The sequence below is a fragment of the Candidatus Zixiibacteriota bacterium genome, assembly GCA_036480375.1.
Lineage (GTDB): Bacteria > Zixibacteria > MSB-5A5 > GN15 > JAAZOE01 > JAZGGI01.
On record JAZGGI010000024.1, the window covers coordinates 105,005 to 120,951 of the forward strand.

Annotated in this window: 15 protein-coding genes; all 15 read right to left on the reverse strand. The window is 47.6% G+C overall.

All coding sequences use genetic code 11. The features are described 5' to 3' along the window. Nucleotides 1–7: 7 nt before the first annotated feature. The 15 genes from V3V99_06590 to dsrA all read right to left on the reverse strand — a co-directional run bounded on the left by V3V99_06590 (nucleotide 8) and on the right by dsrA (nucleotide 15,585). On the reverse strand, nucleotides 8–730 hold the full coding sequence (locus V3V99_06590) for a bifunctional precorrin-2 dehydrogenase/sirohydrochlorin ferrochelatase (protein ID MEE9442319.1): 723 nt from the start codon (nucleotides 728–730) through the stop codon (nucleotides 8–10). A gap of 2 nt (nucleotides 731–732) precedes the next feature. Further along, nucleotides 733–1,950, reverse strand: a complete 1,218-nt coding sequence (gene hemA / locus V3V99_06595) for a glutamyl-tRNA reductase (GenBank protein ID MEE9442320.1) — start codon at nucleotides 1,948–1,950, stop codon at nucleotides 733–735. Between the two features lie 18 nt (nucleotides 1,951–1,968). After that, nucleotides 1,969–3,663: an FAD-dependent oxidoreductase gene (locus tag V3V99_06600; GenBank protein MEE9442321.1), complete on the reverse strand. Its 1,695-nt coding sequence runs from the start codon at nucleotides 3,661–3,663 to the stop codon at nucleotides 1,969–1,971. 116 nt (nucleotides 3,664–3,779) lie between these two features. Then, a complete protein-coding gene (gene nrfD / locus V3V99_06605) occupies nucleotides 3,780–4,940 on the reverse strand; it encodes an NrfD/PsrC family molybdoenzyme membrane anchor subunit (protein ID MEE9442322.1) in 1,161 nt (386 codons plus the stop codon). A 7-nt stretch (nucleotides 4,941–4,947) separates the two neighbouring features. Further along, complete coding sequence (locus V3V99_06610; protein MEE9442323.1) at nucleotides 4,948–5,730, reverse strand: 4Fe-4S dicluster domain-containing protein; 783 nt, start codon at nucleotides 5,728–5,730, stop codon at nucleotides 4,948–4,950. Further along, the gene (dsrJ, locus tag V3V99_06615; GenBank protein ID MEE9442324.1) at nucleotides 5,727–6,113 is read right to left on the reverse strand and encodes a sulfate reduction electron transfer complex DsrMKJOP subunit DsrJ; all 387 of its coding nucleotides are present in this window, start codon (nucleotides 6,111–6,113) and stop codon (nucleotides 5,727–5,729) included. The genes V3V99_06610 and dsrJ overlap by 4 nt, the downstream gene beginning before the upstream one ends. Continuing rightward, nucleotides 6,106–7,734, reverse strand: coding sequence for a (Fe-S)-binding protein (locus tag V3V99_06620; GenBank protein MEE9442325.1), 1,629 nt, complete (start codon nucleotides 7,732–7,734; stop codon nucleotides 6,106–6,108). Before V3V99_06620 ends, dsrJ begins: the two co-directional genes overlap by 8 nt. Nucleotides 7,735–7,736: 2 nt before the next feature. Beyond that, nucleotides 7,737–8,729: a sulfate reduction electron transfer complex DsrMKJOP subunit DsrM gene (dsrM, locus tag V3V99_06625; protein MEE9442326.1), complete on the reverse strand. Its 993-nt coding sequence runs from the start codon at nucleotides 8,727–8,729 to the stop codon at nucleotides 7,737–7,739. A 62-nt stretch (nucleotides 8,730–8,791) separates the two neighbouring features. After that, entirely contained in the window at nucleotides 8,792–9,301 is a 510-nt protein-coding gene (locus V3V99_06630; protein MEE9442327.1) for an RsbRD N-terminal domain-containing protein, read from the reverse strand. A gap of 106 nt (nucleotides 9,302–9,407) precedes the next feature. Further along, nucleotides 9,408–9,725, reverse strand: coding sequence for a TusE/DsrC/DsvC family sulfur relay protein (locus tag V3V99_06635; GenBank protein MEE9442328.1), 318 nt, complete (start codon nucleotides 9,723–9,725; stop codon nucleotides 9,408–9,410). Nucleotides 9,726–9,776: 51 nt separating this feature from the next. Next, nucleotides 9,777–11,456, reverse strand: a complete 1,680-nt coding sequence (locus V3V99_06640) for an NAD(P)-binding protein (GenBank protein ID MEE9442329.1) — start codon at nucleotides 11,454–11,456, stop codon at nucleotides 9,777–9,779. A 76-nt stretch (nucleotides 11,457–11,532) separates the two neighbouring features. Beyond that, complete coding sequence (locus tag V3V99_06645) at nucleotides 11,533–12,963, reverse strand: cobyrinate a,c-diamide synthase (protein MEE9442330.1); 1,431 nt, start codon at nucleotides 12,961–12,963, stop codon at nucleotides 11,533–11,535. A 29-nt stretch (nucleotides 12,964–12,992) separates the two neighbouring features. Beyond that, entirely contained in the window at nucleotides 12,993–13,238 is a 246-nt protein-coding gene (locus V3V99_06650) for a hypothetical protein (GenBank protein ID MEE9442331.1), read from the reverse strand. Between the two features lie 9 nt (nucleotides 13,239–13,247). Continuing rightward, the gene (dsrB, locus tag V3V99_06655) at nucleotides 13,248–14,318 is read right to left on the reverse strand and encodes a dissimilatory-type sulfite reductase subunit beta (GenBank protein MEE9442332.1); all 1,071 of its coding nucleotides are present in this window, start codon (nucleotides 14,316–14,318) and stop codon (nucleotides 13,248–13,250) included. A gap of 58 nt (nucleotides 14,319–14,376) precedes the next feature. Beyond that, entirely contained in the window at nucleotides 14,377–15,585 is a 1,209-nt protein-coding gene (dsrA, locus tag V3V99_06660; GenBank protein ID MEE9442333.1) for a dissimilatory-type sulfite reductase subunit alpha, read from the reverse strand. Nucleotides 15,586–15,947 lie beyond the last annotated feature (362 nt).

Consider the following 15,947-nt stretch of genomic DNA (forward strand, 5'->3'; position numbering starts at 1 on the left):
ATATTTATCAGTCATCTCCGCCAAATTCCAAAGTTACCGGACCGGCGCCGGGGTCTTCAGGCTTCTTTTGTTCCGGGCCTTCATCTTCCTCGACTGATTCCAAAAGTATATCCAATTCATTTTCCAGTTCAGCGTCGTTTTTATTTTTTATCATCGTTTTCCAGTCGGCGCTTAAAAATCTGTCAAGGCTGGCAAACCTCTCCTTCGTATTGTCGCCCCACCTGGATTGAACTTTCTTGCGGAAGCTCACGGCCAATTGCATGATTCGCGACCAGTGATTGGGAAAGATATTTTCCATTATAAGGCGCAGGTGCGCTGCCAGAAACGGAGCTTTGCCGTCGGTCGATACCGCCACCGTCAACGCGTCCCGCTTGACCATAGCCGGAAAAATAAAATCGCACAGGGGTGGATTGTCAACGACGTTCACCAGCGCTTTTCCTTCCCGACAATCATCATATACGCCCCGATTGACAGCTTCATCATCGGACGCCGCGACGACCATTCCGTAATTCGAAGCCTCCTGAGATTCATAGACCCGTTTATGAAGTTTCAATTTACCCCTGGATGCGTAATATTCGATTTTGTCAAGCGGCTCCGGGGCCACAACCGTGATATCGGCCTCAAAATCCATAAGTAATTCAATCTTCCTCAATGCCACTTTACCGCCGCCGACAACTAAAAAGTTGCGCGATTTCAATGTGATATTTATCGGAAAATACTTGTTAGCCATTGTCAACTCTCCGTTTTTTCCGCCCGCGCTTCGACGCGGGATTTTACCTGCATCATTCTTTCCATCATCTGCCGCGAAACCCGGTCAAAAACCGCTTTTGTCTCTTCCGGCAATGAATTCAAACCGCCAAGCGTCTCCAGACGAATTTTCTCAAACGCCTCAGCCAGACCGTTATATCCCGGCTCATGCCTGATATGTTCATACCAGTACATAAACTGTTCCAATCGCCTTTTTATTAATTTCTCAGCGTCCGGAATCGCGTGTCTCCGTTTTGCTTCCTGCTCCTTCAAAAAATCACGAACAGTATCCAGATCGTATATCTCGAGCCCATCATAGACTGTGTTAACTTCCACATCCCGGGGAACAGCCATATCCGCGATCAGCATTTTCTTTTCGGAATTTTCAGCAAAAACTGGCTTTAACATGTCGTCATCAATAATCGCCGACCCCGAACCGGTACATGAAATAACAATATCAGATTTATTTATCAACTCCGGCAGACTATCCAGTCCGTAACCTCCCGAGTTATAATGCCGGGCGAAATCTGCCGCTTTTTCCCGGGTGCGATTGGCAAAAAGAAAATTATTATAACGCAACCGATGCAATCCCGAGGCCGCCAATGAAATCATCCGGTTAATTCCAATGAATAGAATCACAGGGTTATCGAATTCTTGTAATTTTGTCCTGAGCATATCAATCGTCGCGCTCGAAACCGAACAGGCGCCCTTGCCAAGTTCCGTTTCGGTCCGTACCTGTTTGCCGATCCGGAAGGTCTGGTGAAGTAATCGATGCAAGATCTTGCCGGTTGATTTTACGGCGCAGGCCGACCGATAAGCGTCTTTTATCTGGCCGAAAATTTGATTTTCTCCGATAACCATCGATTCGATTCCGGCGGCAACACGAAAGATATGCTCAACCGCGTCTTTATCTTTTGAAAAATAGAATTTATCTTTTAAGCCCGAAATATCTATTTTCCTGAAATTACGGTAAAACTCGGCAATTATCTTAAATGCCTCATCTTTAGCGCCCGCGATAAAATAAAACTCAATCCGATTGCAGGTCGATAGAATCAGCGATTCCTTGATTTCTACCATATCAACGAAAGCGGCGTTGACCGAGGCCATATCTTCGTGATTGATTTGCAGCGGTTCGCGCTCTTCCAGCGAAGACGTCGTGTGATTTATGCCGCACAAATATAACCGCCAACTGCAGGGAATCATAATCCGCTCATTTCCTCTTTATAGTACCGCCGCTTCGTATCCGCCGCTTATAATATTAACCGATTTAAAACCGGCCTGCTTCAAGATAACTGCCGCCTGATACGAACGGGGCCCGCGCTTGCAGACAATAACTATTTTACGGTTTTTATCAAGCTCATCCAAACGGTTTCGCAAATCATCGAGAGGAATATTAAGATAGGCGTTCTCTCCGGCATATTCCCATGGTTCCGATTCAATCTCTGATGGTTCCCGAACATCGAGCCAGATGCGATTATCTGATGATGTTTCTGAAAGATCAACCGGTGAAACAAATGAAATCCCATTGATTTTTGCCAATGCCATCGCCGCCAGATGATGCAAAGGGTCAAGAGCCTCGGAATAAGGCGGGGCATACCCATGTTCAAAATCAAGAACTGACTCCAGCGTCGCGTTGTGTTGCAGTAAAGCCGACATGCTGTCCACCCGGCGGCAAATATCGCCATGACCGACTGCCTGCAAACCAAGCACCCGATGAGAGCCTGGTTCATAAACCATCTTCGCCCTGAACGTCTTGCCCTCGGGATAGTAATCAGGTTTATCCGGGAATGTCCCCAGAACATAATCAGCATTAAGTCCGCAATTCTCTGCCACCTGCCGGGTAATCCCGCATGACCCGACATTGCAGTCAAACAGCTTAATCAAAAAAGTCCCCAGCGAACCTGGATACGTCATTTGATTACCGGCAATATTTTCCGCGATAACTCGTCCGTGACGGTTGGCCAGCGAACCCATCGCAATATAAAACGGCCGGCCGGTAATTTGATTTATCGATTCGACACAATCGCCACCGGCATAAATATTGGCGTCGGATGTCCGCAAATAGTCATCTACCTTAATGCCTCCCGTTTCACCGATCTCCAAACCGCATTCACTCGCCAGCGATACAATCGGCCTGACACCCAGACACAGAAACAGATAATCGCATAAAATACCATCTTTCCCCGATACAAAAACAACCGGATTGCCATCGTTATCCAAATCAACTTTATCGACCATCGCGCCGTTTAATATTTCGATATTCTGCCGGGCCAATTCACGCTGAGCAATTACCGCCATCTCATAATCAAGAGCAAACGGCAATATCTGATTTTCTTTTTCTATTAAGACCGTTTCGATGCCCCATAATCCGCCGCACGTCTCAGCCAATTCGCACCCAATGAATCCACCGCCGACAATAATGGCCTTTCCGACCTGTCCGGCTTGAGCCATCTTGCGAAAAGCGATAGCATCTCCAGGCCTTGTAAACGAACTGATTCTATCTGATGTTGCGACCGGAAACGGTGGAGGCGTTGGAGTCGATCCTGTAGCAAGAACAAGATATTTATATTCATGCTCAAACTCTTCGCCCGATTCCAATATTTTAACCGCAACCGTTTTTTCATCTTTGTTTATTTTGATAACTTCGGCCCCGGCAATCGCCTCAAACCCCTTGGAATTTTTAAAAAACTCGGGCGAGCGAATGACACCGTAAGAAGTAGATACCAATTGCTGAAAGTTATCAATATCCCCCGAGGCAAAATAGGGGAGACCGCACGATCCATAAGACAGCACCTCCTCTTTTTGATAAAGAGTGATGCTCAGGTTCTTATCCCGCCGGGCGAGAGTTGCCGCGGTTTTAGGTCCGGCGGCCACGCCACCGACAATGATCACATCCGAATATTTTTTTTCGCTCATAGACAAATCAGGGGTTGCATCGAACAACCCCTCTCACGCTTAATTCTTTAAGGATGAATTATCATCCTCAGACAAAAAGCAGGCGGACGAACCGCCTGCTTTTTCACCTTTTATCTTTACGCTTTAGCCAAAGTCTCTTTGACCGACAACGCGATCTTATATAAAGCGGTGACTATCAAAAATCCAATCGCGTACACTCCCAGAGTAATCATCACCTCCGGCAGAGTCGGCGTGTATTCGGTGACGACACCCAGAGGATTCGGTATAAAACCGGTGATGACCATTCCCATGCCCTTATCAATCCAGATCGAGAAGAAAATCGCCACGCTGGCCACGGCCAGAACCGTATGGTTCTTTCGGAATTTTGGAACCAATATGAGAATCAACGATAGAATCGCCAGAAATACCGAGAACCACATCCATGGAACAAGAGCGTTATTCTCGCCCAATCCCACAAATAAATATTGAAAATGAGATGTGTGTTCCGGAATGTCGCTGTAAAACACGGTGAATAATTCCATCAGGATCAAAAAGACATTAAGACTCATCGTATAAGCGATTATCACACCCAGCTTGTTTATCGCCTTATCTCCGGCGTCAAATTTGGTCAGTTTGCGCAGAAGCAGGCACACAATAATCAAGAGAGCCGGGCCCGAGGCGAACGCCGATGCCAAAAATCGAGGCGCCAACACAGCCGTCAACCAAAACGGTCGCGCCGCCAAACCGGAATACAAAAACGCCGTCACCGTATGAATGCTGACCGCCCACGGAATCGATAAGTAAATAATCGGTTTGACCCATTTGGGCGGAGCGATTGATTTTCTTTCCGCACCCAGTACCGTCCAGCTTATAATGAGATTCAAGACGAGATACCCGGATAAAACAATCGTATCCCAAAACATCATCGAGTTGGGCGATGGATGCAAAAAGACATTAATAATTCTAAACGGCTGACCCATATCGACGAAGATAAAGGTCATGCACATAATCACGCTCGATACCGCCAGAAACTCGCCCAATATGGTGATTTTGCCGAACGCCTTGAAATCATGCAGGTAATACGGCAAAACAACCATAACCGCCGACGCGGCGACGCCAACCAAAAACGTGAACTGAGCAATATAAAATCCCCAGGCCACATCGCGGCTGAGACCGGTGACGCCCAGGCCTTCGCTGAACTGATGCAGATAAGCCAGTACGCCTCCGCCTGTAACAATCATCAAAAAGGCAACCCAGGACCAGTATCGTTTATCTCCATGTAATGCTTTTTCTAACATAATTTCCTCACACCAGATAATAGACTTCAGGTTGGGTTCCCAGTTGCGGTTTACGTCTTATCGAAAAACGCGAGCGCAGCAATTCGCGAACCTTTGATTCCGGATCTTCCAGATCACCAAATACAATAGCATCGTCTTTGGCCGCTTCCACGCAGGCCGGTATCTTTCCTTGGGATAACCGCTCTTCGCAGAAGGTGCATTTCTCGACGACACCCCGGCTTCTCGTGGGAAACTCGTTATTTATTTTCTTGATATGAGGACGAGGATCACGCCAGTTAAAGCTCCTCGAACCGTAGGGACATCCGACAATGCAATAACGGCATCCGATACAGCGGTGCCAGTCCATCATGACGATGCCGTCCTGCTCGCGCTTCCAGGTCGCCTGGGTCGGACAAACTTTCACACACGGCGGATTATCGCAATGATTGCAAAGTACCGGGAATTTGGCGTGATGCAGTTTTTCATCGATATACTCATGATTTTGCTCATGAAACGCCTTATGAAAATCTTCCATCCAGATCCATTTGATCTCTTCTTTGGGGTTACCAAAATCAGGGACGTTATGCGCTTCGTGACAAGCCTGAGCGCAATCTTTCACATTTTCATGATCCAGACATTTTTGCATATCTATAACCATCGCCCACCGTTTGGCCGTCAGTGGATTCTCCTGAGGCAGAGAACTATCGACAACCTGCTCAGCTTCCTGAGCGACAACCGCCAGCGGTTTGGCGGCCGCGCCCAATGCGGCCAGACCGGCAAACTTCAAAAATTTCCTTCTGTCTACGCTCATTCGGCCACCTCCTCCGGAACCGTATGGCAGTCCCAACAGTATGGAGTCACTTTCAGGTAGGTATGGCATTTTTCACAGAAATTCTTCCTGCTGGCATGGCAGTCGAGGCAGGTATGCGTCAGGCTCATATTAAACTTCCGGCCGTCCGGAGCCGTATAAATCCGTTGACCGTCGCGCACGACCGCGTCACGCCATTGATTCAGAACATCCATGTGAAATGATCTCATATATTCGGTATCCGCCACGCAAGCATCTCCCTTAACCGGTTTTTCAAGTTCCGGAACGTTTTCAGCCTCGCCGGTCGCGACGTTGTACCACATCGGGAAGGTAATCAGAATAAGAAAGATAACCAGGCCGATGATTACTTTGCCAGAATCATACATCCTCACTACCCTCCTTTCCATTATTGACAAATTCCTGTCCGCGTAAATCGGTTGTGCGGTCCTTCTCGCCCGTCATCACCAGGGCGTTGCCGACCAGTTCGTGCAGAGCCGCAACCTCAACTCCGGGCACCCAGTATTCCAGCAGTGGCGGTAAAGTCGCCTTATCAATGGCGCAGATGCATGAGAGCAAGTTAACGCCGTGTTTTTCATGCACATATTTAACGGCATTGGCGCGAGGCAATCCGCCTCGCATCCGCATTTCCAGATTTTCGTCGGTGCCGATGCCCGAGCCGCTGCCGCAACAGAACGTTTGCTCGCGAATGGTATTCTCCGGCATTTCATAAAAATGATTACAGACCTTATTGAGAATATACCGCGGTTCATCCAAAAGCCCCATCGCTCGCGAAGTGTTACATGAATCATGGAATGTAGTTTTCCAGTGATTATTGCGGTTGGGGTCGAGCTTGATCTTGTTATGCTTGATAAGGTCCGCGGTAAATTCGCAGATATGAACCATCCTGGTCGTTTTGGCGTTTTCGAAGACCGTGCCGGTAATCGGGGAGCGCGGCACTTCAAGAAAATCAGCCGGGCCGTTCATCGTATCCATATATTGATGCAAAACCCGCCACATATGGCCGCATTCAGCGCCGATAATCCATTTCACGCCCAGCCGTTTCGCTTCAGCGTATATTTTGCCGTTCAGCCTCTTCATCATTTCATTGGAATGGAACAGGCCAAAGTTACCGCCCTCGGATGCGAATGCGCTGAGAGTGTAATCAAGTCCTATCTCATGAAAAAGAGCCAGATAACCCAAAAAGCCAAAGTAGTGCGGGTCGCCGAAGTAATCGGCCGACGGTACTACAAACAGAACCTCGGCGCCTTTTTTATTAATCGGCGCTTCGACTCTGACCCCGGTGTTTTCTTCCAGATCATCAACCGCGAAATCGACACTGTCCTTGAATCCATGCGGCTGGACTCCGAGGTGGTTACCGGTTCGGAAGCAGTTTGCGGCGGGAGTTGAAATCCAGTCGATATCCAAACCCAAAAGATTCAAAAGCTCTCGACCAATCATTGTTATCTCGGCGGTATCGATGCCATACGGACAGAACACCGAACAGCGGCGGCATTCCGTGCATTGATAGAAATAGTAAAACCATTCCTTGATGACATCGACCGTAAGTTTTCGTCCACCGGCTATGCTTCCCAAAATTTTTCCGGCGGCGGTAAAATCATTGCGATAAATTGACCGCAGCAATTCCGCGCGCATGACCGGCATATTCTTGGGATCGCCCGAGCCGATATAAAAATGGCATTTATCGGCGCACGCTCCACAGCGTACGCATATATCCATAAAGACCTGCAACGAACGGAATCGTTTAAGACGATCGGCCAGGCCTTTGATTATAATTTCTTTCCAGTTTTCCGGGAGCTGCCAGTCATCATGCATCGGCTGCCATTTACGAACATTGGGCAATCCCAGATATTTCGTACTTGACGGCTGGGCGCCATAATTAAAGCATCCTCTTTTCAACTCCGTCTTTTCATCGCGCCAATCACCGCCGGGGGTGGTATGTTTGATGCCCTGGGCCAGCTCTTCCGGTTTTATTAATTTTTCCGCCATATTCACTCCTTCTCCAAAGGCATACCGGCATCCTTCATGACTTCCCTGAACTCATCTTCCCACTCCTCGTATGTATGAGTCTTAACTTTGGGATTCCAGGGATTAATATGTCTTTTGGCGCGATTATTGTTCGCCAGGTTGCGCGTCGGACTGAAAAATACTCCGGCAAAGTGCATCAGTTTCGAATAGGGGAAATAGGCCAGGAGAAAACATACAAGAAACAGATGGATATAAAATACCGAGCCAATCCCCTCGGGTACAACCGGATTAAGAGTCAAAAGCCCGGTGACCATTTGTTTGACATATACGATATCAACCTTATAAAAGTGCCGCATGCAAATACCGGTGGCCGCGATGGAGAAAATCACGTAGAGCGGAAAATAATCGGCCGGAAGCGATATATACCTTACCTGAGGAATCATTATCCGACGCAAAAACAAAAAAGTAACCGCGCCGATTAAGATAATACTCGTCAGGTATAATTCCGGAACGCCGATTTGAAAAAAACCGTCGAGGGCCTGAATCGGTTCGATAAAAAACAGCGCCGGTTCGGTAAAGAACCGAAAGTGTCTCAGAATAATTATCAAAAAACTGTAATGAAACGCCAGTCCCGCGGCCCAGAGCCATTTATCCGAACCATAAACAAGGTTCTTACCTTCGTGCAGTTCGGCTTTGGTATTTCGGAACAGCGAACGAAAGAAAAATACTTCCATGAACATTCGAGCCACGACCTGCCAGAATGTAAACGGCGCTTCGAGCTTATTCTGTTTTATCCACGACAGCGATTTCTGTTGACCGCATGTGGTGGGGATTCGGAACGGAACCGGAGCCCCGGCCCATTTCAATACCCGCATGATAACGCCGAGTACAAACACGGCGATTGATATATAGGGTATTATCACCCCAAATAAATATTGCCATTTCAAAACGCCGGCTCCGATAAAAACTACCGCCATTAGAAAAATGACTATAAACATTGAGCTTAAAACATGCATAGGCGACAGCCTCCCTTCCCATGATTGACCCTAAGTTTTGATGCTGCCATTAACATTGCTTTCTATTTATTCCCGTTTTGTTCGTTTATATTGCGAATTGCCATGATTCCGGCATTGCTTTTTAATTGCGCGTACTTGAGATTATATATCTTTTCCCGACACCGCGAATAGCTGTCAAAAGCCGTCAGTGCGATCCGGTCGATATCAGATTCCAATTCCAAAAATTCCCGAAATATCTTTTCGTCAGATTTTTGTTCTGTTAACTCCTCAAGTATCGCGGTTTTAAGAAAGAACATAAATGCTACCGCCTCCGAAGCCGAAAAATCCTGAACCGCCCTGATTTTATTGATGTTCTCACAGGACTGGTAAATCTCGTCCCAGTCAGGTTTACCGATTAGATTGTCAAATATATTTCCAATTTCGTGATTAATCGTCGAGCCAACCGGATTGGCGAATCTATTCTGTTCCTGAAAAAAGAATTTCGCGCCGTCAGGCGGGTAGGTTTTCGATATCCTCGAAAACCATCTTTTGAGTATTGCCGTTTTCTTTTTTTTCAAAAGAGTTTTTAGCATTTTGACCAATCACCACAAAGGATTGTTAAAATAGCGCCAAGTAAAAAAAATTCGGGGGCATCGAAAGAGTTAGCGCATTGATGTCACCCGAATAAGTCAGTTAAAATTATACGCAACCGGTCGGTTTGGCCAGGCCCGCTACTTTACAGGCGCCTTTAGCCGGACCCGATGGAAATAGCTCATAGACTTTCTTCAGCGGGAAACCGGTTTCTTTACAGAGCTTCCGAATCATTGGAGCGATGCCGTATTTGGCATAATATTCACGAAGATAGTTTACGAGTTTCCAGTGCTCTTCGGTAAGATCATCTACGCCTTCGGTGCTGGCCAGAGCCAACGCTACCTGCTCGTTCCACACTTCAGGCTCCTCCATAAATCCGTCTTCATCGACTTCGATTTTTACATCTTTCCACTCAAATGTTGCCATTTTTTGCCTCCGTTAAAATAAAAATACTCTATCTAAAACAGTTTATTTCACTTAATGCATTTCCAAATATCCGCACGGACAATTTTCCGCGCATTTCTTACAACCGTTGCAGAATTCCAGTTTGAATTTGTATTTTTCGCCCTTAACCAGCGGCTTGATAACGGCGCTATCCTGACACAGCCCCCAACAATTACCGCAATCAAAACACTCACCGCAGCTCAGGCACCGTTTCGCTTCGCCAATTGCCTTTTCCTCGCTCCAGGTCGTGACGATTTCGCTATCCATGTTTTCGAATCTTTCCTCAACCGGAAGAGAATCGATGCCGGTTCGTTCCAATTTCTCGTAGAATGGGAGATACATCTTCTCGTGCACGATTTTGGCCAGCTCCGGAGTTTCAATCTTTTCACCGGTAATCGCTTCATGAATCGCCTGAGCCGCCATGCGGCCGTGTGCGATCGCCTGCACCGCCAGCCCCAGATTGACATTGTCACCGCCGGAATAGGTATCTTCGAGCTTGGTCTTGCAGTTATCGTCAATCTTGATCCAGTCGCGGCCCTCGATTAAGGCTTCAAATCCCGTGAAATCAGGAGCCTGACTGATAGCGGCAATCAGTGTCGAAAATCCCAGTTCATAAGTATCACCTTCAATCGGCACCGGACGGCGACGACCGGAATCATCCGGTTCACCCAGTTCCATCCTCTGACAGGTCATAGAGGTCGCTGTACCGTTTTCCGATTTGATCGCAATCGGAGCGGCTAGAAATTCAATCTTGACACCTTCTTCCAACGCGCCTTCGATTTCTTCATCGATGGCCGGCATTTCTTCGCGCGTCCGTCGATAAAGAATTGTCGCTTCCGCGCCCAGACGACGCGCGACGCGAGCGGCGTCAATCGCCGTGTCGCCACCGCCGATAACCACAATCTCATTACCGATATCAACGGTTTCTTCCATATTGATTTTGCGCAGGAAATCTGTACCGGTCCGGACGTTTTCAGCGTCTTCGCCCTCAACCCGGAGTTTTAAGCCTTGATGAGCGCCGATACCGATAAAGATTGATTTATATTCCTTCCGCATATCATCCATGGAAATATCAACACCGATTTTGGTATTGAGCTTCAATTCCACGCCCAAATCTAAAATCCGCTGCATCTCGGCATCGAGAATATCCTGCGGAAGACGATAATCGGGAATGCCATAGCGAAGCATACCGCCCGATTTGGGAAACGCCTCAAACACCGTTACCGGATAACCGCGCCGTGCTAAATGGTAGGCGCAAGTCATCCCGGCCGGACCGGAACCGATAACGGCGATCTTCTCGGAACGCTTTTCTTCAGTCAACATCTTCGGAACCAGCTTTTTCTCCAAAGCAAAATCACCCAAAAATCTCTCAAAACTATTGATACCGACCAATCCCTCCAGAGCGACCCGGTTACAATCGGTTTCGCAGGGATGCGGGCAAACGCGGCCGCAGGTGGACAGGAAGGGAGTCGTCTCCATAAAAATGTGAGCCGCTTCCTCCAAAGCCTGCTCGTAGGGTTTACCCAGAGATTCAGCCTTGGATACCGTCATCAACGCCTCACGAATCCGGTTATGATTGGGGCAATTGCTAATACAGGGCGGAATCTTGGATATCTGTTTTGGTCGGAGCGGTGATGTCTCAACGCCTGATCCCCCGGATGAAAACGATCGACCTCTAATTCCTTTTTTCTTTTTCCTGACTATTTTGGCCATGATGGACTCTCTTGTTGAATTTTATGCCGTTTTTTGCCGTTATATCGACCGACAAAAATGCGATTTCCTTTACTTTTTATGCGCACCTGGCGCGGTTCCGGCTCGTCCCCGAATTTCCGCCGCAATTCTTGATATTCCTTGAATAATCTCGGGCACGGGTAATAAATTCCCCGGCCCAATCGGGAACGCCACCGGCATGGATATGCGTATAGCACGCCAGACAATTTCTATACAATAAACCGTCACGCCCGTTACCCAAACCGACGCCACGGCTAAGTTTCAGACAACTATCAGCATTCCGGCCATTCGAAGTTACACCGGAATAATGAAACTCGTGTCCCCGTACGACTTTGTCAACGGGGAAGAAGGGATTCGGTTTTTCGACTTTGAATTCCGTGTAACCATGCCCGACCGGCTTGACTTTCATTTCCAAATCGATTGGGAATATTCCGGCCATTAAATGCGTTTTGCCATCCCATTTAATCGAGCGGCACAGATAAATCAAGCCGCCGCATTCGGCATAAATCGGCATATTGTTCTCAACCGCCGATTTTACCGATTCCATCAGCGAATGATTCCGACACAATTTATCGGCCTGGGTTTCGGGAAACCCACCGCCGATATATAACCCGTCGATATCAGGCAGGATCGAATCAGCCAGTGATGAAATCGGAATTAGCTCGGCTCCATGATTTTCCAGAGCCTCCAGATTTTCGGGATAGTAGAAAGTAAACACAGAATCGCTAAAGTATCCGATACGAACATCTTGTTCGACCGCCTCGGGAAGATCGTCTTCTATGATTTTCAAAGGCGGCGCGGATTTAGCGATCTCGATAAGTCTGTCAATATCAATATTCTTTTCGGCAATCTCGGATAATTTCGCGGCTGCTTCAGTCCGCGACATAAATTCTGCCGGTGGAATAAGTCCCAAATGCCGTCCGGGGATCAACTTTGAGTCGTCGCCTAATTTGGGGATAACGCCAAGAGTCGGCAAACCGCAGTATTCCTCAATCGCCTCCCTGACGATTTTCTCATGGCGGGAACCGGCGACTTTATTGAGGATTACTCCGGCAATATTGACACTGCCGTCAAAAACCTGACAGCCTTTTACCAAAGCCGCAAGAGTCCGGGTAGTTTTGGTCGCGTTTACTACCAGTACCAGCGGAGCCCGCAATAGCCTGGCAAGCTCCGCGGTACTGTGAGATCCTTTTGCGTCCTTTCCGTCGAAGAGGCCGCGATTTCCTTCAATAATGGATAAATCATACCGCTGTGCGTACCGTCCAAATGACCTGGCGACACTTTCAGGTTCGACCATCCAAGTGTCGAGATTGCGACAGGGGATCCCGGCGCAATTCGACAACCAGGCCGAATCGATATAATCGGGACCTTTTTTAAAAGGCGCGATAGTCAACCCTCTTAAACGAGCAGCCGTAATGGTGCTCAGGCTAACTATCGTTTTTCCCGAATCGCCGGAAAGGCCTGCAATTATAAGGCGTGCGCTATTCATACCCTTATTTCCCTACCCGGATAGGGAAATTAGTCGTTTGCGGCGCTTTCCCTGTGAGGAAGTTCGATGAAACTACCACCGAAATATGTATAAACACACTTACCGGAATTGACGAGCTCTTTAATAGCCCCTTTACACAGCTTCTTATCGGCCTCATCGCCATAAAGTTCCCGCATGGCTTTTATCAGATCCGTCGGTTTTAGTTTCTTGATGCCTTGCGCATCTGTTACCATGTTTAACATGGCTTCCGCGATTTCTTCAACAGTCTTGGCCATGTTCGATCCTTAATATGTTAAATGTGTAGAACGCTTAAATGTCAATCCCGCGTACTTAAAGTCATCGATATGTTCTTTCTGGAACTTGATGCCGGTCATGCGGAAGAATTTCGGCCAGCCGATACGTTCAATCCACTCGCCCATGCGTTCATATTTATTGGCATTGGCCGCCCACAGTTCAACAATCTTCTTGATGGCATCGGTAGTCTCAGGCCAGCGAGGCGGATTATTGGGTATGAACGGTATTGCCAGCTTCGAGAACATCGGTTCATGGCGGGCATTGGATACCTTGCCGCCAACCCAAATCGAAATACCGTCGTTGAGTGGGTCGTTCATCGGCATCGCCGGACAGACAGTGTAGCAGTTGGCGCAAAACATACACCGGTCTTCGATTACTTCAACCGAAGGATGTCCATCGACCGTAGCCGGACGAATCGCCGCGGTCGGGCAGGAAGCGCTGACACTCGGGATTTCACACATCTTTTTCACTTTGGTATGATCAATTCTCGGCGGACGACGGTGAATTCCGAGAATCGCGATATCCGAACAGTGAACCGCGCCGCACATATTCAAACAACAAGCCAGAGCGATGCGCAATTTGCCCGGAAGTTTCATGGTTTCAAAGTATTCATGCAAATCATCCATCACGGCCTTGACAACACCCGAAGCATCGGTCGCAGCCGAATGACAGTGTATCCAGCCCTGAGTATGAACAATGCTGGAAATGGAATTGCCAATCCCGCCAACCATGTGACCCAGACCCTTTACGTCGGCAATCAACGGGTCAATGTTTTCTTCCCTGGTCAAAAGAAATTCAACATTATGACGACTGGTGAAACGAAGATATCCGTCGCAATACTTTTCCGCCAGATCGGCGTAATTGCGAATCTTTTCGGTGCTTACCAACCGTGGCGAGCCGACGCGTACTGTGAATAACTTGTCGCCAGTCTCAGAAACATGTACCATTACGCCCGGCTTCAAAACTTCATGATAAAGCCACTTACCGTAATTTTCCTTAATAATCGGCGGCAAAAACTTATCATATTTTGGCGGGCCAATATCTGTTAATCTTTCAGCCATTTTTCAAAACCTCTATATTCGAAAGGTTAAAGTCTTGTTTACGTGTGGTGTTGAGCAATTATTCCTCACCCTCGTCACCATCATCTTCTTCATAATATTCTTCATAAAAGACATATGGATTTTCGCGCGGATGAGCGACCATTTCCGGAAGTGGCTCAAGTCCGATCTCCTCAAGGAAATTGCCCATACCAACACGCTGGATGAATTCACCAATTCGCTCACGAGCCTTACCTTCTTCACACCATAGGTCGTGCATAGTTTCAACCAGGTCTTTCAAGTCTTCGTAGGGCGGTTCAGGTTTCCAGAATGGAATTAACACCGACGATAATAAAGCGCCTTCGACAATCGGTGCCTTGGAACCGAGAAGAACACAGGCGCCACGGTCTTTTCCGGGACGCAGGGCTTTGGGCATGACATTGATGCAGTGCATGCACCTGACGCAGTATTCGTTTTCAATCTTCAACTCGTTGCCATCCCAATCCATACATTTACCGGGGCAGTTGCCAGCGACATCGCGCTGAATATTCAACCCGTTATCGGCATACTTCTTGACTTCGTCCTGATTCATCTGGATGTCGTCGCGCCAGGTGCCGATGATGGACATATCGGCGCGGGCTATCGAGGCAACGCAGTCATTAGGACAACCGGACATTTTGAATTTGAACTTGTACGGAAACGCTGGTCGATGTAGTTCGTCCTGATAATGCATGGTCAAGTCATAAGTTAACGCCAGCGTGTCATAACAGGCCCACTCGCAGCGAGCCGGACCGCAACAACAACTCGGCGTACGGACGTCAGAACCGGAACCGCCAAGGTCAAACCCGGCTTTGGTCAAATCTTCAAAAACCGGTTCCAGCGCATCCGTGCGACAACCCAGAAAAACAATGTCACCGGTCGAACCGTGCATGTTGGTCAAACCGGAACCATGTTTGTCCCAAATATCGCATAGCGTGCGCAGAGCGTCAGCGGTGTAGAACCAGCCCGACGGCTGATTGATTCGAATTGTGTGGAAATGAGAAATGCCTGGAAATTCCTCCGGCATGTCGGAATAACGGCCGATGACGCCGCCGCCGTATCCCATAACGCCGACGATTCCGCCATGTTTCCAATGGCCGATTTTCTCATTGTAGGACAGTTCTAAAACTCCGAGCAGGTCGCGGGCCATAGGGCTGTTTTTGGCAGCCATCTTGATCTCTTTTACAAAACTAGGCCAGGGCCCCTTCTCGAGTTCGTCCAATTTTGGGGTGTTGGGGATTTGATCCGCCATTATGACTCCTTATCTACTTATGTTATTGGACAGTATAAAAAAGTTTCTATTTCCCACCCATAATTTCCTCAAATCCGAGATTGTGCTTTTTTTCACAATATCGGACATTTTTATCCAAAACAGGACAAAAAAACTAAAAATTAACTTTTCTTCATCAAACAATATAACCCAAATCCGGCCAGCAAGTCAAGCAGATTTTGTGAAATATTTCATTATCTTTAAAAATGATCAGGCCACCGAAATTATTAATTTTATAGCCGCATGGCTATTATAAGACGTTATTAATCATTGTATTATGAAAAATATGGGAGTTTTTTGCCGACCTTTATTTGAGTCTTGAAATTCCAACAAAAATCAAAAAG

What these genes read in the sequence shown, in the direction of transcription:
- V3V99_06590 (MEE9442319.1), bottom strand. Translation starts at nt 730, where the DNA reads ATGGCTAACAAGTATTTTCCGATAAATATCACATTGAAATCGCGCAAC.
- hemA (MEE9442320.1), bottom strand. Translation starts at nt 1,950, where the DNA reads ATGATTCCCTGCAGTTGGCGGTTATATTTGTGCGGCATAAATCACACG.
- V3V99_06600 (MEE9442321.1), bottom strand. Translation starts at nt 3,663, where the DNA reads ATGAGCGAAAAAAAATATTCGGATGTGATCATTGTCGGTGGCGTGGCC.
- nrfD (MEE9442322.1), bottom strand. Translation starts at nt 4,940, where the DNA reads ATGTTAGAAAAAGCATTACATGGAGATAAACGATACTGGTCCTGGGTT.
- V3V99_06610 (MEE9442323.1), bottom strand. Translation starts at nt 5,730, where the DNA reads ATGAGCGTAGACAGAAGGAAATTTTTGAAGTTTGCCGGTCTGGCCGCA.
- dsrJ (MEE9442324.1), bottom strand. Translation starts at nt 6,113, where the DNA reads ATGTATGATTCTGGCAAAGTAATCATCGGCCTGGTTATCTTTCTTATT.
- V3V99_06620 (MEE9442325.1), bottom strand. Translation starts at nt 7,734, where the DNA reads ATGGCGGAAAAATTAATAAAACCGGAAGAGCTGGCCCAGGGCATCAAA.
- dsrM (MEE9442326.1), bottom strand. Translation starts at nt 8,729, where the DNA reads ATGCATGTTTTAAGCTCAATGTTTATAGTCATTTTTCTAATGGCGGTA.
- V3V99_06630 (MEE9442327.1), bottom strand. Translation starts at nt 9,301, where the DNA reads ATGCTAAAAACTCTTTTGAAAAAAAAGAAAACGGCAATACTCAAAAGA.
- V3V99_06635 (MEE9442328.1), bottom strand. Translation starts at nt 9,725, where the DNA reads ATGGCAACATTTGAGTGGAAAGATGTAAAAATCGAAGTCGATGAAGAC.
- V3V99_06640 (MEE9442329.1), bottom strand. Translation starts at nt 11,456, where the DNA reads ATGGCCAAAATAGTCAGGAAAAAGAAAAAAGGAATTAGAGGTCGATCG.
- V3V99_06645 (MEE9442330.1), bottom strand. Translation starts at nt 12,963, where the DNA reads ATGAATAGCGCACGCCTTATAATTGCAGGCCTTTCCGGCGATTCGGGA.
- V3V99_06650 (MEE9442331.1), bottom strand. Translation starts at nt 13,238, where the DNA reads ATGGCCAAGACTGTTGAAGAAATCGCGGAAGCCATGTTAAACATGGTA.
- dsrB (MEE9442332.1), bottom strand. Translation starts at nt 14,318, where the DNA reads ATGGCTGAAAGATTAACAGATATTGGCCCGCCAAAATATGATAAGTTT.
- dsrA (MEE9442333.1), bottom strand. Translation starts at nt 15,585, where the DNA reads ATGGCGGATCAAATCCCCAACACCCCAAAATTGGACGAACTCGAGAAG.